We start from the raw sequence: 25,027 nt of genomic DNA on the forward strand, positions 1-25,027 counted from the left end.
AAGGAGATTTCCAATGCTTCCGGCCCTGTGGGTAAGTAAGACCGGTCTGTCCGCCCAGGACATGAACCTGACCACCATTTCCAACAACCTGGCCAACGTCTCGACCACCGGTTTCAAGAAGGACCGTGCCGAGTTCCAGGACCTGCTCTACCAGGTTCGCCGTCAGCCGGGTGCCAATACCACCCAGGACACCGAGCTGCCCTCCGGCCTGCAACTGGGCACCGGTGTGCGCATTGTCGGCACCCAGAAGAACTTCAACCCAGGCAGCCTGCAGACCACCGACCAGCCCCTGGACATGGCCATCAACGGTCGGGGTTTCTTCCAGATCCTCACCCCGGACGGCACCGTGGCCTACACCCGCGACGGTACCTTCCACCTGAACTCCGAAGGCCAGGTGGTGACCGCCAGCGGCTATGCGCTGGAACCGGCGATTGTCGTGCCGCCGGAAACCCAGACGTTCACCGTTGGCGAGGACGGCACCGTGTCCATCACCGTTGCGGGTGACGCCGCAGTGCAGGTGATCGGCAATATCCAGACCGCCGACTTCATCAACCCGGCCGGCCTGCAGGCGGTGGGTGGCAACCTGTTCCTGGAGACCGCAGCCAGCGGCGCGCCGCAGGTCGGTCAGCCGGGCGTGAACGGCCTGGGCAGCGTGCTGCAGGAAACCCTGGAGAACTCCAACGTCAGCACCGTGGAAGAGCTGGTGAACATGATTACCACCCAGCGCGCCTACGAGATGAACTCGAAGGTGATTTCCACCGCCGACTCCATGCTGGGCTTCGTGACCCAGCAGCTGTAAGGCTTCTCGCGGTTAGCGAGTTCCAGAGGTCGTATCCATGTTCCGGCTGCTACTGTCCCTGATGTTCCTGGTCCTGCTGAGTGGTTGCATGTCGCCGCCGCCCAAGCCCGATGAGCCGTACTACGCGCCTGTGCTGCCACGTACGCCGCTCCCGGTGGAGCAGAACAACGGGGCCATCTACCAGCCGGGCTTCGGCATGAACCTGTTCGATGACCGCAAGGCCTACCGGGTCGGCGATATCATCACCATCACCCTCAATGAGAAGACCCAGGCCAGCAAGAGCGCCAACTCCCAGTTGCAGAAGGACAGCAGCGCGAGCATCGGCCTGACCTCGTTGTTCGGTGGTGCGGTCAGCACCACCAACCCGTTCACCGGAGGTCGCATGACGCTTGGCGCCGAGTACGACGCCGAGCGCGACACCAGCGGCAGCAGCAAGGCCGGGCAGAGCAACAGTCTCACGGGCTCGATCACTGTCACCGTGGCTGAGGTGCTGCCTAACGGCATCCTGGCGGTGCGTGGCGAGAAGTGGATGACCCTGAATACTGGCGAGGAGCTGGTGCGTATTGCCGGCCTGGTGCGTTCCGAGGACATCGGCACCGACAACACCGTGCCCTCGACCCGCGTGGCGGATGCGCGCATCACCTATTCCGGTACCGGCGCCTTTGCCAACACCAGCCAGCCCGGCTGGCTGGACCGCTTCTTCATGAGCCCGCTGTGGCCGTTCTGATGAGGGCGGGTAGGCGCGGCGTTGGGCAGTCAGCGCTTTCCCTGGCCGCCAACGGTACGCGCGGAGTTCACCGGGATTGGTGGACAAGAAAAACGTTGTCCACCCTACGCCTTTCCACGGCGTGGTGGTGGTCACAAGGTAGGCAACAGGACGTAGGGCGGTCAGCGTTTTCCTGGCCGCCGACGGGAGTCGGCTCAATGATCAAATACCTGCTTCTCGCCCTTGGCCTGGTGGCCAGCCTGACGGCCCAGGCCGAGCGCCTCAAGGACATCGCCAGCATCCAGGGTGTGCGCAGCAACCAGTTGATTGGCTACGGCCTGGTGGTGGGCCTGAACGGCACGGGTGACCAGACCACCCAGACGCCGTTCACCCTGCAGACCTTCAACAACATGCTGACCCAGTTCGGTATCAAGGTTCCGGCCAACATAGGCAGCGTGCAGTTGAAGAACGTCGCCGCCGTGTCCATCCATGCCGACCTGCCGCCGTTCGCCAAGCCGGGCCAGACCATCGACATCACCGTGTCGTCCATCGGCAACGCCAAGAGCCTGCGTGGCGGCAGCCTGCTGCTCACGCCGCTCAAGGGGATTGACGGCAACATCTACGCCATCGCCCAGGGCAACCTGGTGGTTGGCGGCTTCGATGCCAGCGGCAACGACGGCTCGCGGATCACCGTCAACGTGCCGTCCAGCGGCCGCATCCCCTCGGGGGCTACGGTGGAGCGTGCGGTGCCGACCGCGTTCAGCCAAGGCAACAGCCTGACCCTGAACCTCAACCGTCCGGACTTCACCACCGCCAAGAACATCGTCGACCGCGTCAACGATCTGCTCGGCCCGGGCGTGGCCAACGCCATCGACGCCGCGTCGGTGCGCATCAGCGCACCGCTGGATCCCAACCAGCGTGTCGATTACATCGCCATCCTGGAAAACCTGGAGATCGATCTGGGCCAGGCCGCCGCCAAGGTCATCATCAACTCGCGCACCGGCACCATCGTCATCGGCCAGAACGTGCGCGTGGCGCCGGCGGCGGTGACCCACGGCAGTCTGATGGTCAGCATCAGCGAGGACCCGATCATCAGTCAGCCGGCGCCGTTCTCCGAAGGCGAAACCGTGGTGGTGCCCAACTCGCGCATCAAGGCCGAGCAGGAGCGCAACCCCATGTTCAAGTTCGCTCCGGGCACCACGCTGGATGAGATCGTTCGTGCCGTGAACCAGGTGGGCGCGGCGCCCAGCGACCTGATGGCTATTCTCGAAGCCCTCAAGCAGGCCGGCGCGCTGCAGGCCGAGCTGATCGTGATCTGACGGAGGCGCCATGAAGTCCCGAGTGCCCGGGGTTGGGGACAGCGGTGCCTACACCGACCTCAACCGCCTCAACCAGCTGAAGACCGGCAAGGATCGCGACAGCGAAGCCAACGTGCGCAAGGTCGCGCAGGAGTTCGAGTCGCTGTTCGTCAACGAGATGTTCAAGGCCATGCGCAGCGCCAACCAGGCGCTGACTGGCGACAGCTTCCTGAACACCGAAACCACCAAGCACTACCAACAGATGCACGATCAGCAGCTGGCAGTGACCCTGTCCCGCGAGGGCGGCGGCATCGGCCTGGCCGATGTATTGGTGCGCCAGATGACCGAGCGCAAGGGCAGCCATCGGCCCAATCCGTTCGCCACGCCGGATCAGGCGGTGCTGGGCCAGGTTGCCACCCCACTGGATGCGGCTGCTGCGACAGAGGTCGAAGCCGTGCGCGACGACCGCGCCGCCCTGCGTGCCCGACGCCTGACCCATCTGCCGGTGACGGTCAGTGCCCGCCGCGAAAACCCGCCAAACGTGTCCGCCGCGCCCATCGACGCTGTGCAGGATGGCAAGCCGCTGGTGGATCTGGGCTGGCACCCGTCGAGCGGCAATGTATTGCCGGGGCGCTTCGAGAGCCCTGAACAATTTGCCGCGGCCCTGCTGCCGATGGCCGAGAACGCCGCCCGCCGCCTGGGCGTCGATCCGCGCTACCTGGTCGCCCAGGCCGCGCTGGAAACCGGCTGGGGCGCCTCGATCATCCAGGGCGACAACGGCAGCAGTCACAACCTGTTCGGCATCAAGGCCCACGGCGGCTGGCAGGGTGCCAGCGCCGAAACGCTGACCACCGAGTACTACAACGGCCAGCCGGTGAAAGAGAGCGCGCGTTTCCGCGCCTACGACTCCTTCGCCCAGAGCTTCGAGGACTACGTGGACTTCCTGCAGGGCAACGGCCGCTATCAAGAAGCCCTCAAGTCCGCCGATAACCCGGACAGGTTCATGAGCGAACTGCAGAAGGCCGGTTACGCCACCGACCCGCAGTACGCCAGCAAGGTCAACCAGATCGCCCGCCAGTTGCAGACCTATCAGATGGTCGCCGCCGCCGGGTCGAACAAGAACAGTTAGGGAACTGAAACATGGCAGGTTTGCTTTCCATTGGTGTATCCGGGCTGCAGGCCAGCCAGGCCCAGCTGAACACTGTTGGCCACAACATCACCAACGCGGATACCGCTGGATATTCCCGTCAGCAAGTCATGCAGAAATCCGCGGGTGGCCAGTACATCGGCCCGGCCGGCTTCATTGGCAGCGGCACCACCCTGCAGGACGTGCGTCGCATCTACAGTGGCTTCATTGATACGCAGCTGCAGAGCGCCACTTCCCTGAACGGTGACACCAAGGCGTACCTGGAGAGCATCAATCAGGTCAACTCGCTGCTGGCCGACAGCGGCACGGGCGTGAATACCGTGCTAACCGGTTTCTTCGACGCGCTGCAGAACGTGGCCAGCAAGCCGTCCGACGAGGCCTCGCGCAAGCTGTTCCTGAGCTCGGCTCAATCGCTGAGCGACCGTTTCAACTCGGTACAGACCCAGCTCAAGGATCAGTCCGGCTACCTCAATCAGCAACTGGGCACCATGGCCAACAAGGTCAACGACCTGGCCAAGACCGTCGCCGAGTTGAACCTGGCGATTCGCACCGCCGGCGCCAACGGTGGCAGCCCGAATGACCTGCTCGATGCACGGGAGCAGGCGGTGCGTGAACTCAACGAGCTGGTGGGCGTGAAGACCGTCGACCAGGACGGCCAGTACGCCCTGTTCCTCGGTAATGGCCAGCCCCTGGTGATCGGCAATACCGCCAACCGGCTGGTGGCCGAGCCCAGCCAGGATGACCCGTCGCGCACTGCACTGATCTTCCAGACACCCACCTCGCGCATGGACGTCAGCAACGTGCTCACGGGCGGTTCCATCGGTGGTTTGCTGCGCTACCGCAGCGAAGTCCTGGACCCGGCCATGAACGAGCTGGGTCGCCTGTCTCTGGTGGTGGCCGACCGCGTCAACCAGCAGCTGGCCCAGGGCCTGGACCTGAATGGCAATTTCGGCGCCACGCTGTTCGGCAATATCAACGATCCGGCACTGCTGGGGCAGCGGAGTATTGCCCAGGCCGGCAACACGGGCACGGGCAATTTCGAAGTTTCCATCAGCGATACTAGTCAGCTGACGATTTACGACTATGAAGTGAAGTTTGAAACCGATACGTCGATCAGCGTGCGACGGTCCGACGGAACAGTCATGCCGGGCAGCCCGTTTGCTTTCGATCCCACTGTTGCGCCGAAACAAGAACTTACGTTCGATGGGGTCACCGTATCGTTCAGTGGCACTGCCCAGGAGGGCGATCGCTTCACGCTGATCCCCACCCGCCATGCCGCCGGCGACATCGATGTGGCGCTCACCGAGCACAAACGCCTGGGCTTCGCCGCGCCGCTGAACGCCGTCGCGGGCGGCGGCAACTACGGCACTGGCGGAATCACCCAGCCGGAGCTGACTACTCATCTGGACATCTACTCCCCGGACTTCGCCGCCCAGCAGATCGCGGTAAAGGACGCCATGCCGGTCAAGCTGGTGTTTGGTGATGTGGACCCAGCGACTGGCGTGCAGAGCTACAAGCTGTACGACGCGGCGGGTGGCGAGATCGTCGGCGCCGGCGGCAACTTCATTCCCGGCCACTCCAAGGAACTGTCGTTCACGCTAGGCACAGCCCCGAACACCGTCGAATTCACCACCACGGCCAGCGGTTCGCCGGCCAAGGGTGACAGCTTCACCATCGCCTTCAACCGCGACGGCCAGTCGGACAACCGCAACGCCCTGAAGCTGCAGGACCTGCAGAACGCGCAGACCGTTGGCGTTACCGGCGGCAAGGGCACCAGCTTCACTACTGCATACGGATCGCTGGTTCAGCAAGTGGGCGCCAAGACCGCCCAAGCCAAGGCTGACAACGGCGCCACCGAGGCGATCCTGACCCAGGCCAGCGCCACGCGCGAGTCGCTGTCCGGCGTGAACCTGGATGAAGAGGCGGCCAACCTGATCAAGTTCCAGCAGTACTACACCGCCTCCTCGCAGATCATCAAGGCGGCCCAGGAAACCTTCAACACGCTGCTCAGCGCGCTCTAAGGCAGGTAGACGACTATGCGACTGTCGACGAATCAGGTCTTCAACTCCCACGTGTCCAGCTACAACAAGGGCTACGCGGAGTTGAGCAAGACCCATCAGCAGCTGACGACCGGTGTACGCATCCAGACTCCGGCTGACGACCCGGTGGGTTCGGCACGCCTGTTGCAGCTGGAACAGCAGGCCAACCTGTTGGGCCAGTACAAGGCCAACATGACCGATGCCACCAATTCCTTGACCCAGGAAGAAAGCATTCTCAAATCGATGATCAATGTGGCGCAGCGCGCCCGTGATCTGGCTGGGCATGCGGGCAACGGTGCGTACAACGATCACAACCGCCAGGCCATCGCCGCCGAACTCAAGCAGATCGAGAACGAGCTATTTGGGTTGATGAACAGCAAGAACGCCAGCGGAGAGTACTGGTTCAGCGGCAGTCAGAGCGGTATCCAGCCCTACGTACGCAACGCAGACGGCACCTACAGCTATCAGGGTGATCACAGCCAGCAGTATCTGCAGGTGGCTACCGGCACACAGATCAGTATCAGCGACAACGGCTTTGATGCGTTCGAGAGTGCGAAGAACGTCAGTCGCACCGAGACCCGGCTTGATACCGCCGGCCCGAACGGCCAGCGTCTTTACCTGTCCCAGGGCACCGTCGCCACTCAGCGGGATTTCGATGGTGGTTTCCGCGCCGGTGCGCCGTATCGCCTGGAAATCAGTGGTGATGCTGCTACCGGCAACATCAGTTACGAGGTTTACGACAAGAACAACGTTCTTGTACCGGCCCAGGATGGCGGCGTGGGGTCCTACGATCCGACGCTTGAAAATCCCAAGATCAGCTTCCTGGGCGTCGAATTCACCCTGGACGCCATGCTGAAGGACGGCGAATCGGAAAGCGACTATGCCACCTTGCTTGACGGCCACAGTTTCGAGATCGGCATGGCGCCGGACCGTTTTGCGACTGTGGGCAGCAGCGCTTCGGCGCAGATCACCGACTCAACGGTCGTTGACGCAGACGCCTATGCGGCCGGTTTTCCGGCGGGCGGCGTGACCTTGACCTACGACGGCGCTGCCTATCAGGCCTTCGCGCAGCCGGGTAACGCCCCCATACCGAGCACCTTTGATGGCGTCAGCAACACACTGACGGTGGCGGGTGTCGAGTTCAGCTTTAGTGGCGCTCCGGTCGCAGGTGATCAGTTCAGCATCTCGGCCGACTCACAGGAAAACCAGAACATCCTCAACACCATCGCCCAGTTGCGCCAGGCCCTGGAACAACCGGCCGATGGCATTGAAGGCGGCAACCTGCGCATCCGTGAAGCCATCGCCACCGCGCTGGGCAACATCGACAGTGGGATGATGCAGATCGAAAGCACCCAGGCGCACATTGGTGCTCGCCTAAACAGCATCGACACCCTGACCCTGGAGAACGAGAGTCTGAGTGTTTACAACGCATCGACCCAATCGCTGATTCGCGACACCGATATCGCCGAGGCAACTTCCCGGCTGGTTCTGCAACAGACCAAGCTGGAGGCCGCTCAGGCCGCATTTATGCGGGTGAGTCAGTTGAGTCTGTTTGATCGGATGTAAGCGTTTGGGTGAAGTCATGAGCGGCGCGACTTCCTATGGATTTCGCGCCGCTTTTTTTATGCGGTAGATGTGTGTTTGCGAGATATCTGGCCAGTTAGTTACTCCAGGTCGCTGCCTGGCAGACATGATCATGAAATTTCAGGTGAAGTGATGGAAAGTATCCAGAAGGCCCGGCAGACAGCCGAGGCGCTTTTTTCGCAGGGTAGATATGCTGATGCGTTGAGCTTGTTGGAACAGCTTGAACGACTCGTAGGGCCTTTTGCCGAACTGGCCAATGACATGGCGGTTGTGCACTACCGGCTGGGTAATGTTCCCAAGGCCATGCATTATTTTCGCAACGCCTTATCCCTACAGGGAGAGGCGCAGCATCGGGTTTCGAATAATCTGCTGGCCATCATTGAAGAGATGAATGCTGGTGGTGTGGCAGTTCCACTGCAGCCAAGTTCTGTTTCCTGTGTGTGTCCCGTTTGCAACAGCCAGGGTATTCATTTCAAGCCAATCCCGGCAGCCTATCGTCAGATTGCCAGGAGTCACGGTTTCGAGCATTTCGGCAAGGGCGAGATGACGGCGCATGAAACCTACAGCTGCAGCGCTTGCGGTGCCTCGGACAGGGAGCGTCTGTACGCATACTGGATAAACCAACAAATGCAACATGGCGCGCTGCGACCAGGCGACAACGTCATTCACTTCGCTCCCGAGGCGTGCCTTTCCCGTGTTATGCGCAACAGCGGCTTCAAGTATGCGACTGCGGATCTCGGTATGGCAGGGGTTGATTATCAAGTTGACTTGCAGAACTTGCCCTTTGAAAGCGAGTCGTTTGATTTCTTCATTTGCAGCCATGTGCTGGAGCACGTTGCCAGTGATGATGCTGCGATCCAAGAGCTCCTGCGAGTAACCAGAAAAGGGGGATTCGGAATTCTCATGGCACCCATCATCGTGGGGCTTGAAACGACCCTGGAGGACCCGAACGTCACGGACCCCGCCGAGCGCTGGAGACTGTATGGGCAGGACGATCATGTGCGGCTATATGCACACGATGATTACGTGCGCAAGATCGAAGAAAATGGCTTCCTGCTTGATCAACTGGGAATCGACTATTTTGGTGAGGTTTGCTTCGAGCAACTGGGCTTGAAAAAGACCAGCGTCCTTTATATCGCCCGACGGCCCGGCTGAACATTTCCAGCCACTGCATGCTTTCGATTCGCCGGGTGGGTGGCAGGGTAATTGCACGTCGATTGACCTTGTATGGGTCGTCAGATAGTTGACGCACGGTAGGTGGCTGATCAATTTTCCAGCTGGCCGGTTATAAGACGGCTTCGTTAAATGACATAAAGGTGACCAATGGAGTCCGATTTTAAAGAGCACCCTAAAACGGTTGCGCAAGATGATTTCTGGGCGCAAGTGAAGCGCACTGTTAATGGTCAGCCGGTTTCTCAAGAACAGATCGACATGATTGTGGCACGGGTCAAGTCCGGTCTTATTCTTCAGCGTGGCGATAAGCTTCTGGATCTCGCTTGCGGTAACGGCGCGTTGTCCCGTTATTTTTTTGATGACTGTGATGAATTCTACGGGGTGGATTTCTCCGAAGTTTTGATTGAGCGCGCCAAGCATTTTTTTGAGGCAGCTCCCCAACGTTGTTTCCAGCTGGCTGATGTAGGTGACTACATTGTGTCAGAGAAGAGCCCCGAGAGATTTACCAAGGCCCTTTGTTACGGAAGCTTTTCTTATTTCCCGGAGCAGGTCGCGCGGTTGGTGCTGAGCACTTTGCACGGAAAATTCAAGCGAGTTGAACGTGTTTTTATCGGAAATCTTCCGGATCTGGATCGGTACCAACAGTTTTATACTGACGGGCTTGATCATGGGCACGAGTTAAAAGATTACGGCTCCAAGATTGGCATCTGGCGAAGCGAGGCAGAGTTCCGCTCAATGGCCGAGGATTGTGGCTGGGTCGCCGAATTCCAGAGAATGCCGAAAGAATATTACGCAGCTCATTACCGCTACGATGTGGTTCTGACGCGCAGGGTTTAGGTGGATAGATGATTGGCAAGCTGAGCAGTGCTGATTTTGCGGTCCTTGGCGGCAAGCCGTTGTTCGAGCGGCCAAGATCGACCTCGAGTCTGTACAGGCCTGACATAGAGAAGTTCCTCGAGTACTCGAAGGTGTTCTACGAGGCCCGGCAGTTCACCAATCGAGGTCCTCTGGTGCAGGAACTGGAGCGCCGACTTGCCGAGTTCCACGGGACTCGGCACTGTGTGTCCTTCTGCAGCGGCTTCTGGGCGCTGGTTTTGACCATCCGCTGCCTTGCCTTGCCAGGGCGCACCGAAATCGTCATGCCCTCGTTGACTTATCGACGCATGGCCGATGTTGCCGCCTGGGCTGGTTTGACACCTCATTTTTGCGACGTAGACGCCCAGAGCATGGCTCTGAGCCCGGAAACCGTGCGTCCGCATCTGAATGATAAGACTGCCCTCATCATGGCGGTGCATCCGATTGTTAATTGCTGCGATGCATCCGGGCTTGAGGCCCTCTCGGCGGAAACCGGTGTTCCGCTAATGTTCGATGCGGTTGAGTCAGTCTACGAGTATCTGGATGGGCGGAAGGTCGGTTCCTTCGGAATCGCCGAATGCTTTTCCATGCACGCCAGCAAGCTGCTCAATGGGTTCGAAGGTGGTTATGTAACTACCAATGATCCTGAGTTGGCGAACAGACTGATGCTCATGCGGGGGTTCGGTTTCAGCGGTCAGGACAATGTCGAAGAGCTGGGCCTCAATGCCAAGCTTAATGAAGTCCACGCGGCGATGGCGCTGGCGGCGCTGGATGAGCTGGAGGTGCTGGTTGGTGACAATCGAGCACGGTATAGAAGCTATCAGGTAGGGCTAAAGGAAATATCCGGCATTCGCCTTGTCGAGTTCGATGAGGCCGAACAATCAGGTTACAAGATTATTCTGGTTGAGCTTCTGGACGACTGGCCGCTTTCTCGTGAGCAGACCCTGAAACTGTTGAATGCCGAGAACATTCTGGCCAGGGCCTACTACGCCCCTCCGCTCCATAGGAAAAGAACCGAATACGAAACGATTTCCGGTACCTTGCCGGTAACCGAGTCGCTTGCCGAACGTTTCATGTTGCTGCCCTGCGGGCACCTTGTGTCCGAAGACGACATAAACCGAATTTCTCTGCTTTTGCGCTTCGTGCAAGAAAATGCCACGGACCTGCGCGGGAGGTTGGATCGTGAGTTGCCCTGAACTTGCCGTGCTGGGCGGAACCCCCCTTTTTGAAAAGCCTGTGCCCGTTGGCCAGCTCTACTTCCCCGAGTGGGAAAAGTACGAGGCGGCAATGCGTGGCATTTTCCAGAGACAGTACTACACCAATCAGGGACCCTTGACGCAGGAGTTGGAGCAAAGGCTTCAGGAGCGTCTGCAGGTGCGTCATGTCATCTGTGTCGTCAATGCGACGATCGGGCTGATGATGGCCGCCGACGCCCTTGGTTTACGTGGCAAGGTCATAGTGCCGGCCTATACCTTTATCGCAACAGCGCAATCCCTGAGTTGGACGGGGTCGGAGCCGCTGTTCTGCGATGTTGATCCAATCACCCATCAGCTCGATCCGGAATGCGTTGAACGCCTTCTGGAAAAGCATGGGGCTGAGGTCAGCGCGATCCTGGCGGTCAATCTTTGGGGGGATGCCTGTAGGCAGGATCGACTGGCCGAGCTGGCGCGGAAGTACGCTGTCCGGCTGTACTACGACTCTGCTCATGGTTTCGGCTGTGAGCTGGACGGTAAGCCGCTGGGCGGAGCAGGGGATCTTGAAGTCTTCTCGTTTCACGCGACGAAGGTCCTGAGTGCAGCAGAAGGCGGTTGCATCTGCACCAACGATGATGAACTGGCCGCGCGGTTGCGAAATATCCGCAGCAGCTACGGTGCTGGTCCGGCTCGCCAGGTCTTGCGTACCTCGAACGGGCGGATGTCCGAGGCACAAGCTGCTGTGGCGCTTCTCAGTCTCGAGTCCTTCGATTCAATCCTGGCGCGCAACGAAGCCATGTTCCACGCCTATCGCCAGGGGCTGGAGGGTATTCAGGGGGTGCGGCTGCTGACACCTGCGTCCGTCAGCAAGACCAACTATCAGTACGTTGTCTGCGAAATCGACGAGCGGGCGTTCGGGCTGAATCGCAATGAACTGCAGCAAGTGTTATCGGCGGAGAATGTCGTGGCGCGACGTTACTTCTACCCAGGATTGCATCGCTTCGTTCCTTACGCCGATCAGTTCCCTGATGCATCCGCGCGTCTACCGGTGACCGAGTATCTCTGCGAGCGCGTTCTCCAGCTGCCAATCGGTCAGATGATCGATGCAGAGGGAGCCGGACGAATAGCAGCAGCGATCCGTATGGCCGGAGCCTGTGCCGAGAGCATCCGTAGGAAGTTGAGGGAGGCGGCGTGAGGCTCGGAATCATGCAGCCCTATTTCTTTCCGTATCTGGGCCACTTTGCGCTAATTGCTCAAACGGATAGATGGGTAGTTTTTGACGTAACCCAGTACACGCCGAAGTCATGGATGTCGCGTAACAGAGTCCTGCATCCTGACAAAGGCTGGACGTACATTAATGTCCCGCTTGCCAATTCATCGATTTCCATAACCACATGCCAAGCTCAGGTGCTGGATTTAGCGGGGGTCCAGAAGTCGCTGCTGGGCAAGCTGTCGCACTATCGCCGAAAGTCCCCGTTCTATGATCAGGTAGTATCCCTGGTGAACAGGGTTTTTCATGATCTGGGCAGTGATCTGTTGGTTGATCTCAATACTCGAGCCTTGCAAGAGGTCTGTCGCTATCTGGAGCTCCCATTTAATTATTCCGTATGCTCCAGAATGGGCCTGGATCTGTCGGGGATCGAGGGCGCCGGCGAGTGGGCGCCTTCGATCAGCAAGCAGCTCGGGGCCGATGTGTATCTGAACCCCATGGGTGGACGCGAGCTGTTTGACCCACTCGATTTCACTGCGGGCAATACCCGCCTGGCTTTCTTGGAGTTTTCCCCCTTCGCCTATGAAACGGGTCCGTATCAGCATGAGTCGGGACTTTCCATTCTGGATGTCCTGATGTGGAACTCTCCAATCGATGTAGTCCGCGCCATCGAGAGTAACTCGAAAATTATTTACGCCTGATACGGGCCGGACTCAATTTTTGAAATAGGTTTATAAATGGAAATCAAGAGTCCTTTGGTCAGTATTGTAGTTCCTACCTACAAGCCAAGGTATTTCGAGGCTGCCCTGCAAAGCGCCTTGCTTCAGACCTATCAGAACATCGAAATCCTGATCAGTGATGACTGTCCTACGCAGGATATCCAGGACATTCTAAGTCGCTATCTGCCTTATAGTCCGAAACCCGTTCGCGTGATTCGGAATGAGCCGGGCCTGGGCGGCCTGATGAACTACACCCAATGTGTTACCGAGGCCAGAGGGCAATTCGTCAAGTTTCTGAATGACGACGATATTCTCATGCCGACCTGCGTCGAGCGGATGATTGGCGTGTTCTTGCAGTATCCCTCTGTCAGCCTGGTCACGTCGCGGCGGCTACTGATAGATGGGGCCGGTAGGACTCTTCCGGATATTCAGGCGACGCGTTGTCCCTTTCCGGGTGACAGATTGGTAAACGGTCGCGACTTGATCAGCTATCTGGCCGATTATCCAATGAACTTCATTGGAGAGCCCAGTACGGTTATGTTCCGCCGAGAGCATCTGGTGGATGTGAAGCCGAACGTATGCTGTCTGCAAGGGGAAACGATTCGGGCAATCAATGATCTGGCCATGTATGTGAACGTTCTGACGCACGGGGACTTCGCATATCTGGTAGAACCGCTTTCCTGCTTCCGTCAGCATGAAGAGCAGCGTCAGCAACAGTCCGACATCCTAGAGCTGTGGAAGAAAGCGGTTGTTCTATTCACCCGACAAATAAAGGCCATGGGGCTTTATCGCGGTGAGGGTAATGATATTGTGCGCGCTTCGCCAATGGGGCAGGTGCAATGGAAGTCGTTCGATTTGCAGAAGGTCATGGGTACTCGACCTGTGGCCGGCGAGAAAGTCCAGTTTTCTGTTGAGGGTTGGGTAAAGAAAAGAACCGTTCAGGAATACCAGCAGCCTCTCGTGGCCGAACGGCTTGCTGCTGCGCCGGTCGTTCGTCTGGGTGTGTATGTGCTTGGTGCCGGAAAGGGTACGGAGGCACTTCAGCGGACCCTCGCAAGTCTGGCTGTGGCACCCGGGAACCTGCGCTGCGAGATTACGGTGTTCGGGGAGTCTCCGTGTTCTGCGCAGATGCCTGCGAATGTTCGATACGTTCTGCCTGCTCAACAAACGGTCGATACGCTCAATGAGTGCATCCAGTCCGCCGCGCTGGATTGGGTAATTCTGGTGGAGAACGGTGTCGAGTTCACACCAGGCGGCCTGCATATGCTGGCAGTAGAACTTTCTGGCGGTTTGCCTTGCGATGCCGTTTACGCCGACGAGCTGGCTCGAGGCGACAATGGCGTTCTTGGCGCGCTGTTCCGGCCTGATTTCAATCTTGACCTGACCCTCAGTCTGCCAAGTGCGACTGCACGGCACTGGTTATTCCGGACAGAAGCGCTGCAGGCGCTGGGTGGGTTCGATGCGAGCTACTCCGACGCCTATGAATTCGATTTCATTGTTCGATTGTTGGAGGAGAGGGGGCCGGGAATCATTGGCCACCTGGATGAGCCATTGCTCATTGGCGAAGCCGGCATGTTGGTGACCGTGAACGACGAAGTTGCCATCCTGGAGCGCCACCTACAGCGTCGCGGGTATCCCGGCGGCAAAGTTCTGGCCGAGTTGCCCGGGCGTTACCGCCTGGTGTACGGCCATGAGGAAAAGCCGATGGTTTCCATCATCGTGCCGACCAAGGACCAGCTGCCAATGCTCCTGCGCTGCGTCACCAGCCTGCTGGAGAAGACGCGCTATCCGAACTTCGAAGTGCTGATCGTCGATAACGACAGCGAAACGCCGGAAGCCCGGGAGTGGCTTGATGGCGTCGATAAAATGAAGTCTGACAAGGTTCGCGTACTGCGTTACCCACACCCCTTCAATTATTCAGCTGTCAATAACATGGCGGCGCGTGAGGCGCGCGGGGAGTACCTCGTGCTCCTCAACAACGATACCGCCATCCTCCGTGAGGATTGGCTGGATGCGCTGATGAATCATGGGCAGCGTCCGGAAGTTGGCATCGTCGGCGCCAAGTTGCTTTACCCCAACGGGAAAATCCAGCATGCCGGTGTGATTCTGGGGCTGCGGGGACCGGCCGATCATCCTTTCATCGGGCGTGAGGGTGATGATGCCGGCTACATGCAGCGCATGCAGGTAGACCAGAACCTGAGTGCCGTGACGGCGGCCTGTTTGCTGATTCGTAAATCGGTCTATGACCAGGTGGGCGGCCTGGATGAGTCGTTCAAGGTTTCCTACAACGACGTGGACCTATGCCTGAAGGTGCGAGAGGCCGGCTACCTGATTGTGTGGACACCGCATTCGGTTGTCATGCATGTGGGCAATGTCAGTCAGAACCTTGTCGATCCCGCCAAGGCCGAGGCCAAACGCCAGCGCTTCATGGCCGAGCAGGACGCCATGTATGAGAAGTGGTTGCCTCAGATCGCCCGCGATCCTGCGTACAACCCCAACCTGTCGCTCGGCGGCAATGGCTTTGAAATCGAAACCGATGCCAATCTGACCTGGAGGCCGTTGAGCTGGCGGCCGCTGCCGATTGTGCTGGCCCATATGGCAGACGTGACCGGATGTGGTCAGTACCGGGTCATACAGCCGTTCAATGCAGCCAAGGAGGCGGGTCTCATCGATGGCACGCTGCTGGGCAGGCTGTTGAATGTTCCGGAGTTGGAACGCTACAGCCCGGACGCGATTGTCCTGCAGCGCCAGGTGACCGATGTCCAGTTGGAAATTATCGCTCGGACGAAGAAGTTCTCCCGGGCGTTCAAGGTCTTTGAGCTCGACGACTATCTGCCCAACCTGCCGCTGAAAAGTGTTCATCGGGCCAAGATGCCGAAGGACATTATCAAATCGCTTCGCCGTGGCTTGTCGCTAGTGGATCGCTTTGTGGTGTCGACCGAGCCGTTGGCCGAGGCTTTTGCCGGGATGCATGGTGACATTCGGGTCGTCAGGAACACCCTGAATCCAGGCTGGTGGCATGGTCTGAGCAGTGAGCGTCGGGTATCGAGCAAGCCGCGTGTGGGTTGGGCTGGCGGTTCCAGCCACACTGGTGACCTGGAGATGATTGCCGACGTGGTCAGGGAGTTGGCCAATGAGGTTGAGTGGGTGTTCTTCGGCATGTGTCCGGACAGGCTGCGGCCATACGTCCATGAGTTCCATCCGGGGATCGACATCGAGCAGTACCCGGCGGCCCTTGCGCGCCTGAACCTGGACCTGGCTATCGCACCGGTGGAGCAGAACCTTTTCAACGAATGCAAGAGCAATCTGCGCTTGCTCGAATACGGTGCCTGCGGTTTCCCGGTGGTGTGCTCCGATCTGGTCTGCTACCAGGGTGACTTGCCGGTGACGCGGGTGCGCAACCGCTTCAAGGACTGGGTGGATGCTATTCGCATGCATCTGGCCGACCTGGATGCCACGGCGAAGATGGGGGATGAACTTCGGGCTGCTGTTTGCAGGGACTGGATGCTGGAAGGGGAAAACCTGGAGCAGTGGCGCAACGCCTGGTTGCCCTGAGTCCTGCAAGGCACTTAAAAGCTCGCGGCTGAAGTCGCTCTTACCGGTTCAGCGCGGGCGCTGGCTTCGTGGGAGGGGCTTTGGCCGCGAGCGCTTGGCTTTCATGCAGATCACGCCCAGGCGCTCGTGAGTGGACTCGTCCCAAGGGAAGTGTGCCGCGCTTGGAGCGCTTCGGCTGATATCACCCGTTTGGCTGTCGAAAAACGTGCGCCAAAGCAAGTAATAGCTCCGTGATGGCTAAAAAAACACAGCCAGCCCTAAAGCATCCGAGAGAACCGACGATAACCCTTGTGACAGTTCTCCAGGCCACAACAGGCGCAAGCCCGGGGCGTGGGAACCTCTAAGCCCAACCCATGAGGACTCCATAAATGGCTCTCTCTGTTAATACCAACATCGCCTCTCTGAGCACTCAGAAGAACCTGAACCGTGCCTCGGACAACCTGTCCACTTCCATGCAGCGCCTGTCCAGCGGCCTGCGCATCAACAGCGCCAAGGACGATGCCGCTGGCCTGCAGATCGCCAACCGTCTGACCAGCCAGATCAACGGTCTGAACGTTGCCGTGAAGAACGCCAACGACGGTATCTCCATCGCACAGACCGCTGAAGCGGCCATGGGCGAATCCACCAGCATCCTGCAGCGCATGCGCGAGCTGGCCCTGCAGTCGGCCAACGGTTCCTACGGCGACGAAGACCGCGCTTCGATGCAGTCCGAGTACAGCGCCCTGACCGCTGAACTGAACCGTATCGCCGAAACCACCACCTTCGGTAGCCGCAACCTGCTGGACGGCTCCTTCGGCACCACCGCCTTCCAGGTCGGCGCCAACGCTTACGAAACCATCAACATCAGCATGGACAGCGTTGCTGCCAACAAGATCGGTTCCAACCAGGTCGGTTCGGCCAGCGGCGGCGCCGTGGGCACCACCCCCCTGGCATCCGGTACTGCCACCATCGTTGGCGGCGGCCAGGCTGTGACCGTGTCCTATGACGCCAGCGGCTCGGCCAAGAGCATTGCACAGGCTCTGGACGGTGCCATCGGTGGCCTGACTGTTTCCGCTCGTACCGTTGTCACCCTGGACGGCGATGCACTGAGCTCCGGCTCCGTGGGTAACTTCAAGCTGACCGTGGGCGAAGAGTCCATCGAGATCCTGGGTGCCACCAGCGAGCAGCAGCTGTTCGAGCAACTGCGCGACAACGCCAGCAAGCTGAACGTGACCGTTGCCTACGACGGCAAGGAAATCACCGTCATCAACGAGGCCGGCGAGAACTTCGAAATCGGTGCGGCATCGGGCGTTGCCTTCTCCGCAGGCGGTATCCAGGTTTCCGTTCAGGCTGGCGACGACACCAAGACCGCTGCTACTGCCCTGGTAGACACCCAGATCATCCGCGGCGAAGTCAACGTCGACTCCTCCAAGGCGTTCTCCATCAGCGGAACCGGCTCTGCCGCCACCCTGTTTGGCTCCACTCCGGTTTCGTCCACCCTGTCGACCGTCAAGGATTCCGACATCCGCAGCGCTGATTCGGCTCAGCAAGCCCTGTTCGTTCTGGACAAGGCCATCGCTCGCATCGACTCCCAGCGCGCTGACCTGGGTGCCGTGCAGAACCGTCTGGACAGCACCATCAACAACCTGACTGCGATCGCCGAGAACTCCACTGCTTCTCGCGGCCGCATCCAGGACGTTGACTTCGCCAACGAAACTGCCGAGCTGACCAAGCAGCAGACCCTGCAACAGGCATCCACCGCGATCCTGGCTCAGGCTAACCAGCTGCCGTCCGCCGTGCTGAAGCTGCTGGGCTAATCCCCCTGCGCTAGGAGAGGGGGCGCCTTGTGCGCCCTCTCTTTTGATGGAGAAATAGGCTGATGGACGTTGGACTGAATATCAACGCCTTCTATACGGCGCACATATCCCAGGCGAGTGAGGCCGAACAGGCCGGCAAGAGCGTCCGGGAAGAAAAACGGCAATATCCGATCGAGTCCGAACGCGAGCGCGTAGTGGAGGCGATCAAACGAATTCAGGAGTTCGTTGATGAAACGCAGCGTGGCCTGCAGTTCTCCATCGACGAAGACACCGGGCGCACCGTAGTCAAGGTGATCGCTCGGCACAGTGGCGAAGTGATCCGCCAGTTGCCTTCAGAGGAAGCGCTGGAACTCGCCAAGCGGTTGCAAGACGCTGGCGGCATTCTCTTCAGCCGCCAGGTTTGATTCTTATACAGGTGCGTGGGGACGAATCCGCCCCCATGAATAGCGGCAGTCTGGTTCGAGAATGCCTTGTGGCAGGCCAGGCGCTAGGAAAACAGAGAGGGTGACAGCATGGCGGTCAGCACGATTACCGGTCTGGGTTCAGGTCTGAATATCAATGATCTGGTGAAGGCGCTGGCCAATGCGGAAAAGGCGCCGAAGCAGACCCAGATTGACCTTCAGAAAGCGCGCACCGATACGCAGCTTTCGGCAGTTGGAATGCTGAAGAGCGCGGTGGAGACGTTCGAGGCTGCGCTGGCGGGGCTCAAGTCGAGTGCCACGGCCTTCGATGGCTACAAGGCAAGCTCCTCGAAGACCGATGTGGCCAAGGTCAGCATGGGGGCCGGAGCGGTGGCCGGTTCGTACAAGTTGGAAGTGACCCAGTTGGCGACCGCGTCGAAAGTCGCCTCGGCAACCCAGGCTTCCACCACTTACGCCACTGGTGGCAAGCTGACCGTCAGCGTGGGCAGCAACGATTACAGTGTCAGCATTGACGACGGCGCCAGCCTGACGGATGTCCGCAACGCCATTAACGATCAGCTGAGCGGGGCGGGTATCTCGGCGAACATTATCAGCGATGGCAATGGCGGATCGCGTCTGGTGCTGGCCTCCGAAACGACCGGCGCAGGTACCGACATCTCTGTGGTGGGCGAGAACGATCTGTCTGCGTTGAACATTGTCGGAACGGACGCGCTTGATGGTGCTGTTCCCGGGAGCGCTGGCTACATCACTCCGGCTGCTGATGCCACGTTCAAGATCGACGGTCTTGAGATGTCCAGCAAGACCAACACGGTCACCAACCTCAGTGGTCTGAGCATCAAGCTGGAAGAGGCGGGCACCACGACCCTGTCGGTGGCAGCCAATGCTGATGGCATCGCAGGGTCGGTCGAATCCTTCGTGATGGCCTACAACACGCTGCTGACTGTCACCAATGGTCTGACCAAGGTCACTCAGACCACTGACGCCAATGGCAACGCCACGACCCAGGCGGGTGCGCTGGTGGCGGACTCGACGCTGCGCTCGATGATGTCGCAGTTGCGCAGCGCGCTTTCCAATCCGGTAGAGGGTGCGGGCGAGCTGAAGGTACTTGCTCAGTTGGGCGTCAAGACAAACCGCGACGGTACCCTCGCGCTCGACAAAGACCAGTTGAAGAAAACCGTGGCCTCCAATCCGGAAGGTATCAAGGCATTCTTCACCGGGGAGAAAGGGTTGTTCAATCGCATCGGCGACATTACCTCGGTGTACGCCGGCAAGGACGGCTTGCTGGCCTCGCGCGAGAAAAGCCTGACCGATGCCAAGGATGCCCTGGCTACTGACCAGACCAAGCTGGACCTGCGCATTGAAACCCTGACGACCTCCCTGTTCAAGAAGTTCAACGCCATGGACAGCCTGGTCGCGCGACTGAATGCCACCAGTCAGAGCGTGCTGGCCACCCTGAACGCGCTGAACAAGAAAGGCAGCGACGACTGACCGGCGGCAGCGCCATCCGCCCCAGGGGCGTATCAAGGAAACGAGTTCATGCAAGAAGCCATCGAGAAACTGGAATCCACCCAGCGTGCCCTGCGCGAAGCGCTGGAGCGCCAGGATTGGGAGGCGATCGGCGAGCTCGATTCGCTGTGCCGTCAGGTCGTTGATGACGTGATGGCGCAGGGCGGCAAGGGTGACCCTGAGGTGCTTGAGCGTCTCGGCGAGCTATTGGCGCTGTACCGTGAGGTGCTGGAGGCGTGCGAGGCCGAAAAGCAGCAGGTGGGCTCAGAACTGCGCCAGCTGCGCCAGGCCAGCGCCGGCGCCCGGGCGTATCAGGACGCAGAGTGACTGCCTGGCACCGGTAGGAGGCCCTTCAGCGGCGAGCGTTTGGATGCCGCCGCACCTGCGCTCCGTAGGGTAGGAGCTCGCGCAGCGATTTCCTATCGGTTCCGCCGGTACGCGCTCGCCGCTGCCGCGCAATAGGGGTCTGTCAATCTCGGCCAAAGTTTTTAGGGCGAAAGGCGGTTCGACGAGAGCCTGCGCCGGTCGTATGGGCGCCTTTGCCATTGGGTCCCATCCGCCTTTCATCCTCTTCCTCTAAAGCTTGCCGATAGTGGGCCGATACCCTAGGCGTAGTCCGACCGTTCAGGAGTTGCGCATGTATTCCCGTTCCGCCCTTCAGCAGTACCAGCAGGTCAACGCCCATGCGCAGGTGTCCGAGGCCAGCCCGCACCGCTTGATCCAGATGCTGCAGGCCGGCGCGCTGGACCGCATCGCCCAGGCCCAGGGCGCCATGTCGCGGGGGCAGACCGAGATGAAAGGCATGCTGATCGGCAAGGCCATCGACATCATTGGCGGTCTGCGCGAGGGGCTGAACCTGGAAGCCGGTGGCGAGCTGGCCGCCAACTATGACCGCTTGTACGACTATATGGCGCGGCGGTTGATCGAAGCCAACCGCAAGAACGATGTCCGTATCCTCGAAGAAGTGGCGGGGCTGATGCGTGAACTGAAGGCGGGCTGGGATGGCATCGCTTCGCAACTGACCAAGTGATTTGCAAACCCCGCTACGGCGGGGTTTTCTTTTTGGCAGGTATTCCTGGCGCCAATTGACATTAGAAGTGTTAATGTCATCACATTTCCATCAGTCATATTTCTGGCATTTTTTGATCTGTGACAGGGCCGTTAGACAAAAGTCATTTTTGCTAGTCAGGAAATTGACTTGAGACAGTCTTTTGACTTTAAATGGCCGCCATCCTGCCATCGGCCCCTAGGGGTCGGAACGTGTAAAAAAAGAATCCAGGCCAGAAGTCAGACATGTGGCGTGAAACCAAAATCCTGTTGATCGATGACCGTGCCGAGCGTCGCCGAGACCTGGCGGTCATTCTGGGCTTCCTGGGTGAAGATCTTCTGGCGTGCGGCTCGGCGGATTGTCGGGAGCACATGGGCGCAGCGATCGCTGCCAAGGAAATTCTCTGCGTTCTGCTGGGACAGGTGGACGCCCGTGGCGGCGTCCTGGAGCAGATCAAGCAGCTGCACGCCCTGGACGAACTGCTGCCACTGGTGTTGCTGGAAGAGCCCGCCGACATGGCGCAGTGGCCTGAAGAGCAACGCCGCCGCGTACTGAGCGTGCTGGACGATCCGGTCAGCTACAACCGTCTCAATGACACGCTGCACCGGGCACAGGTCTATCGCGAAATATACGATGAGGCCCGCGATCGGGGCCGGCAGCGCGAGCCGAACCTGTTCCGCAGCCTGGTCGGCACCAGTCGCGCGATTCAGAACGTGCGGCAGATGATGCATCAGGTCGCCGACACCGAAGCCAGCGTGTTGATTCTCGGCGAATCCGGAACCGGCAAGGAGGTGGTGGCCCGCAACCTGCACTATCACTCCAAGCGCCGCGGCGCGCCGTTCGTGCCAGTCAATTGCGGGGCCATTCCGGCCGAATTGCTGGAGAGCGAGCTGTTCGGCCACGAGAAGGGCGCGTTCACCGGTGCCATCTCCAATCGCATCGGGCGTTTCGAGCTGGCCCAGGGCGGCACCCTGTTCCTCGACGAGATCGGCGACATGCCGCTGGCCATGCAGGTCAAGCTGCTGCGCGTGCTGCAGGAGCGAACCTTCGAGCGCGTGGGCAGCAACAAGACGCAGCAGGCCGATGTGCGCATCATCGCCGCGACCCACAAGAACCTGGAGCAGATGATCGCCGAAGGCGCCTTCCGCGAGGATCTGTACTACCGCCTCAATGTCTTCCCCATCGACATGGCTCCCCTGCGCGAGCGGGTGGAAGACATCCCGGTGCTGATCAACGAGCTGATACTGCGCATGGAGCACGAGAAACGCGGCTCCATCCGCTTCAACTCGGCCGCGATCATGTCGCTGTGCCGCCACGACTGGCCGGGCAACGTGCGTGAGCTGGCCAACCTGGTCGAACGCATGGCGATCATGTACCCGTATGGGGTGATCGGTGTGTCCGAGCTGCCAAAGAAGTTTCGGCACGTGGACGACGAGGAAGAGCACTTCACGGCGTCGATCCGCGAGGAGTTGGAGGAGCGGGCGGCCATCGGTGGTGCCATGCAGCCAGCCCTGTCGGCCACTGCCACACTGCCGCCCGAGGGGCTGGATCTCAAGGAGTACCTGGGCAACCTGGAGCAGGGCTTGATCCAGCAGGCCCTGGACGAGGCCGGCGGCGTTGTCGCCCGGGCCGCCGAGCGCCTGCGCATCCGCCGCACCACGCTGGTGGAGAAGATGCGCAAGTACGGCATGAGTCGCCGCGAAGACGAGGCCTGAAGGTTTTTCTTCGCCCTCTCCCGCAAGGGGAGAGGGTGCCGTCGCGGCTAAAGCCCCTCCCACAAAAGCGAAAGCCTGCACACATCCCTAGGAGCGGGTTCAGTCGCGAGCTTCTGGAGCATCGCGGCTGAACCCGCTCCTACCCGAATCCTATGTCTGTTCCTGATCCAGCGGCTTGCTCTTCCAGCCCTGGCCGCCGGGCAGCAGCAGGTTGAGCAGCAGGGCGGTCAGCGCCGCCAGCGAGATGCCGGACAGGGCGAACTCCGGGGTACCCAGCTTCATGCCGCCAATGCCGAACACCAGCGTCACCGAGACGATGATCAGGTTGCGCGGCTGGGACAGGTCCACCTGGTTGCGGATCAGGGTGTTCAGGCCGACCACGGCAATGGAGCCGAACAGCAGGCAGAGGATGCCGCCCATCACCGGAACCGGGATGCTCTGCAGCGCTGCGCCGAACTTGCCCACGAAGGCCATCAGGATGGCGAACACGGCTGCCCAGGTCATGACCTTCGGGTTGTAGTTCTTGGTCAGCATCACGGCGCCGGTCACTTCCGCATAAGTCGTGTTCGGCGGGCCACCGAACAGGCCGGCTGCTGAGGTCGCCAGGCCGTCGCCGAGCAGGGTGCGGTGCAGGCCGGGCTTCTGGATGAAGTTCTTGCCGGTCACCGAGCCGATGGCGACCACGCCGCCGATGTGTTCGATGGCCGGGGCGAGCGCCACCGGCAGCATGTAAAGAATGGCCCCCCAGTGGAATTCTGGCGCGACGAAGTTCGGCAGGGCCAGCCAGGGCGCGGCGGCGATGCCCGAGGTGTCGATGATGCCGAAGGCGGCGGACAGGGCGCAGCCCACCATAATGCCGGCCAGAATCGGCACCAGGCGGAATAGCCCGCGTCCCAGCGTGGCGACCAGCAGCGTGGCAAGCAGCGAGGCCATCGAAATGGTGATGGCGGTCGCGTAGGGGATTGCGTTCTCGCCGCTTCCACCCATGGCCATGCCCACCGCGACCGGCGACAGGGCCAGGCCGATGGAGATGATCACCGGAGCGATGACCACCGGCGGCAGCAGTCGGTCGATGAAGCCGGCGCCGCGCAGTTTCACCGCGAAACTGAGCAAGACATACACAACGCCGGCGGCGATGATGCCGCCCAATACGGCCGGCAGACCCACTTCACCCTTGATCGCCATGATCGGTGCGATGAAGGCGAAGCTGGAGGCCAGGAATACCGGCACCTCGCGGCGGGTCACCAGCTGGAACAGCAGGGTGCCGATGCCCGCGGTGAACAGCGCCACGTTGGGGTCCATGCCGGTCAGCAGCGGCATGAGCACCAGGGCGCCGAAGGCCACGAACAGCATCTGCGCGCCGGCAATCCCCTGGCGCAAAATCGGGTCCTTGAAAGTGTCGCTCATGCTCAGCTGTCCTTTTGCTTGGTGCCGAAGATCTTGTCGCCGGCATCGCCCAGGCCGGGAATGATGTAGCCGTGTTCGTTAAGCCCCTGGTCGATGGAGGCGGTGAAGATCTGCACGTCCGGGTGGGCCTTTTCCACCACCGCGATGCCTTCCGGCGCAGCCACCAGCACCATGGCGCGGATTTCCTTGCAGCCGGCCTTCTTCAGCAGGTCGATGGTGGCGACCATCGAGCCGCCGGTGGCCAGCATGGGATCGATGATCAGCGCCAGGCGCTCGTCGATTTCCGGCGCCAGCTTTTCCAGGTAGGTGTGTGCCTGCAGGGTTTCCTCGTTGCGGGCGATGCCCACCGCGCTCACCTTGGCGCTGGGAATCAGCTGGAGCACGCCATCCAGCATGCCGATGCCGGCACGCAGGATCGGTACCACGGTAATTTTCTTGCCGGCGATCTTCTCGACGGTGACCGTGCCGTTCCAGCCCTGGATCTCGTAGTTCTCCAGTGGCAGGTCATTGGTCGCTTCGTAGGTGAGCAGTGCGCCCACTTCCTGGGCAAGTTCGCGGAAATTCTTGGTGCTGATATCGGCCCGGCGCATCAGGCCGAGCTTGTGGCGGATCAGCGGGTGGCGGATCTCTCGGATAGGCATGGAGGTTCTCCGGCAGGGGGCGGGCAAAAAATCGCGCTAGGGTAAAGCAAATAGCATGCAGGTATCAGCAAAAAAACGGTCTTTGTCGGTGGCTGCGGCAGATTCTCGTCAAGGGGGGGCGCTTCACGAAGACTGTACGCAACCGGTGAGCACCGAAACTTGCCTGATGGCTGCTCGGGGCATACCTTTCGCGCTTCGTTTTTGCCGAATCCCA

General features: G+C 60.2%; 20 protein-coding genes. 18 read left to right on the plus strand and 2 right to left on the minus strand.

The window, feature by feature from the left end; translation table 11 throughout:
- The first annotated feature begins 13 nt into the window (after positions 1-13).
- From flgG to PT85_RS04935, 18 genes are all read left to right on the plus strand, one after another.
- Positions 14-799, plus strand: a complete 786-nt coding sequence (gene flgG / locus PT85_RS04850) for a flagellar basal-body rod protein FlgG (protein ID WP_027589437.1) — start codon at positions 14-16, stop codon at positions 797-799.
- A gap of 37 nt (positions 800-836) precedes the next feature.
- A complete protein-coding gene (gene flgH / locus PT85_RS04855) occupies positions 837-1,526 on the plus strand; it encodes a flagellar basal body L-ring protein FlgH (RefSeq protein WP_027589436.1) in 690 nt (229 codons plus the stop codon).
- A 197-nt stretch (positions 1,527-1,723) separates the two neighbouring features.
- Positions 1,724-2,824, plus strand: coding sequence for a flagellar basal body P-ring protein FlgI (locus PT85_RS04860; protein WP_027589435.1), 1,101 nt, complete (start codon positions 1,724-1,726; stop codon positions 2,822-2,824).
- Between the two features lie 10 nt (positions 2,825-2,834).
- A complete protein-coding gene (gene flgJ / locus PT85_RS04865) occupies positions 2,835-3,932 on the plus strand; it encodes a flagellar assembly peptidoglycan hydrolase FlgJ (RefSeq protein ID WP_039606088.1) in 1,098 nt (365 codons plus the stop codon).
- 11 nt (positions 3,933-3,943) lie between these two features.
- Positions 3,944-5,971 carry a flagellar hook-associated protein FlgK gene (gene flgK, locus PT85_RS04870; RefSeq protein ID WP_039606089.1) on the plus strand — a complete coding sequence of 676 codons (2,028 nt, stop codon included), beginning with the start codon at positions 3,944-3,946 and terminating at the stop codon, positions 5,969-5,971.
- Between the two features lie 15 nt (positions 5,972-5,986).
- Positions 5,987-7,555: a flagellar hook-associated protein 3 gene (locus PT85_RS04875; protein ID WP_039606090.1), complete on the plus strand. Its 1,569-nt coding sequence runs from the start codon at positions 5,987-5,989 to the stop codon at positions 7,553-7,555.
- A 150-nt stretch (positions 7,556-7,705) separates the two neighbouring features.
- Positions 7,706-8,728, plus strand: coding sequence for a methyltransferase domain-containing protein (locus PT85_RS04880; RefSeq protein ID WP_052199830.1), 1,023 nt, complete (start codon positions 7,706-7,708; stop codon positions 8,726-8,728).
- 168 nt (positions 8,729-8,896) lie between these two features.
- Positions 8,897-9,583 carry a class I SAM-dependent methyltransferase gene (locus PT85_RS04885; RefSeq protein ID WP_039606091.1) on the plus strand — a complete coding sequence of 229 codons (687 nt, stop codon included), beginning with the start codon at positions 8,897-8,899 and terminating at the stop codon, positions 9,581-9,583.
- Between the two features lie 8 nt (positions 9,584-9,591).
- The gene (locus PT85_RS04890) at positions 9,592-10,797 is read left to right on the plus strand and encodes a DegT/DnrJ/EryC1/StrS family aminotransferase (RefSeq protein ID WP_039562195.1); all 1,206 of its coding nucleotides are present in this window, start codon (positions 9,592-9,594) and stop codon (positions 10,795-10,797) included.
- The gene (locus PT85_RS04895) at positions 10,784-11,989 is read left to right on the plus strand and encodes a DegT/DnrJ/EryC1/StrS family aminotransferase (protein ID WP_052237611.1); all 1,206 of its coding nucleotides are present in this window, start codon (positions 10,784-10,786) and stop codon (positions 11,987-11,989) included. Before PT85_RS04890 ends, PT85_RS04895 begins: the two co-directional genes overlap by 14 nt.
- Before the next feature lie 11 nt (positions 11,990-12,000).
- Positions 12,001-12,705, plus strand: a complete 705-nt coding sequence (locus PT85_RS04900) for a WbqC family protein (protein WP_039606362.1) — start codon at positions 12,001-12,003, stop codon at positions 12,703-12,705.
- A 36-nt stretch (positions 12,706-12,741) separates the two neighbouring features.
- The gene (locus tag PT85_RS04905; protein ID WP_039606092.1) at positions 12,742-16,278 is read left to right on the plus strand and encodes a glycosyltransferase; all 3,537 of its coding nucleotides are present in this window, start codon (positions 12,742-12,744) and stop codon (positions 16,276-16,278) included.
- A gap of 368 nt (positions 16,279-16,646) precedes the next feature.
- Complete coding sequence (locus tag PT85_RS04910) at positions 16,647-18,074, plus strand: flagellin (protein ID WP_039606093.1); 1,428 nt, start codon at positions 16,647-16,649, stop codon at positions 18,072-18,074.
- Between the two features lie 62 nt (positions 18,075-18,136).
- Entirely contained in the window at positions 18,137-18,478 is a 342-nt protein-coding gene (locus PT85_RS04915; protein ID WP_039562198.1) for a flagellar protein FlaG, read from the plus strand.
- A 108-nt stretch (positions 18,479-18,586) separates the two neighbouring features.
- Entirely contained in the window at positions 18,587-19,984 is a 1,398-nt protein-coding gene (fliD, locus tag PT85_RS04920) for a flagellar filament capping protein FliD (RefSeq protein WP_039606094.1), read from the plus strand.
- Between the two features lie 48 nt (positions 19,985-20,032).
- The gene (fliT, locus tag PT85_RS04925) at positions 20,033-20,329 is read left to right on the plus strand and encodes a flagellar protein FliT (RefSeq protein ID WP_027589413.1); all 297 of its coding nucleotides are present in this window, start codon (positions 20,033-20,035) and stop codon (positions 20,327-20,329) included.
- A gap of 310 nt (positions 20,330-20,639) precedes the next feature.
- Positions 20,640-21,032 (plus strand): flagellar export chaperone FliS, encoded by a 393-nt coding sequence (gene fliS / locus PT85_RS04930; protein ID WP_027589412.1) that lies wholly within the window; start codon positions 20,640-20,642, stop codon positions 21,030-21,032.
- Between the two features lie 263 nt (positions 21,033-21,295).
- On the plus strand, positions 21,296-22,765 hold the full coding sequence (locus tag PT85_RS04935; protein WP_039606095.1) for a sigma-54 dependent transcriptional regulator: 1,470 nt from the start codon (positions 21,296-21,298) through the stop codon (positions 22,763-22,765).
- A 150-nt stretch (positions 22,766-22,915) separates the two neighbouring features.
- Here PT85_RS04935 and PT85_RS04940 read toward each other — a convergent pair whose 3' ends face one another.
- Positions 22,916-24,172: a uracil-xanthine permease family protein gene (locus PT85_RS04940; protein ID WP_039606096.1), complete on the minus strand. Its 1,257-nt coding sequence runs from the start codon at positions 24,170-24,172 to the stop codon at positions 22,916-22,918.
- A gap of 2 nt (positions 24,173-24,174) precedes the next feature.
- Complete coding sequence (gene upp, locus PT85_RS04945) at positions 24,175-24,813, minus strand: uracil phosphoribosyltransferase (RefSeq protein WP_027589409.1); 639 nt, start codon at positions 24,811-24,813, stop codon at positions 24,175-24,177.
- Positions 24,814-25,027: the final 214 nt, after the last annotated feature.

This window comes from Pseudomonas flexibilis (assembly GCF_000806415.1).
GTDB classification, from domain to species: Bacteria; Pseudomonadota; Gammaproteobacteria; order Pseudomonadales; family Pseudomonadaceae; genus Serpens; species Serpens flexibilis.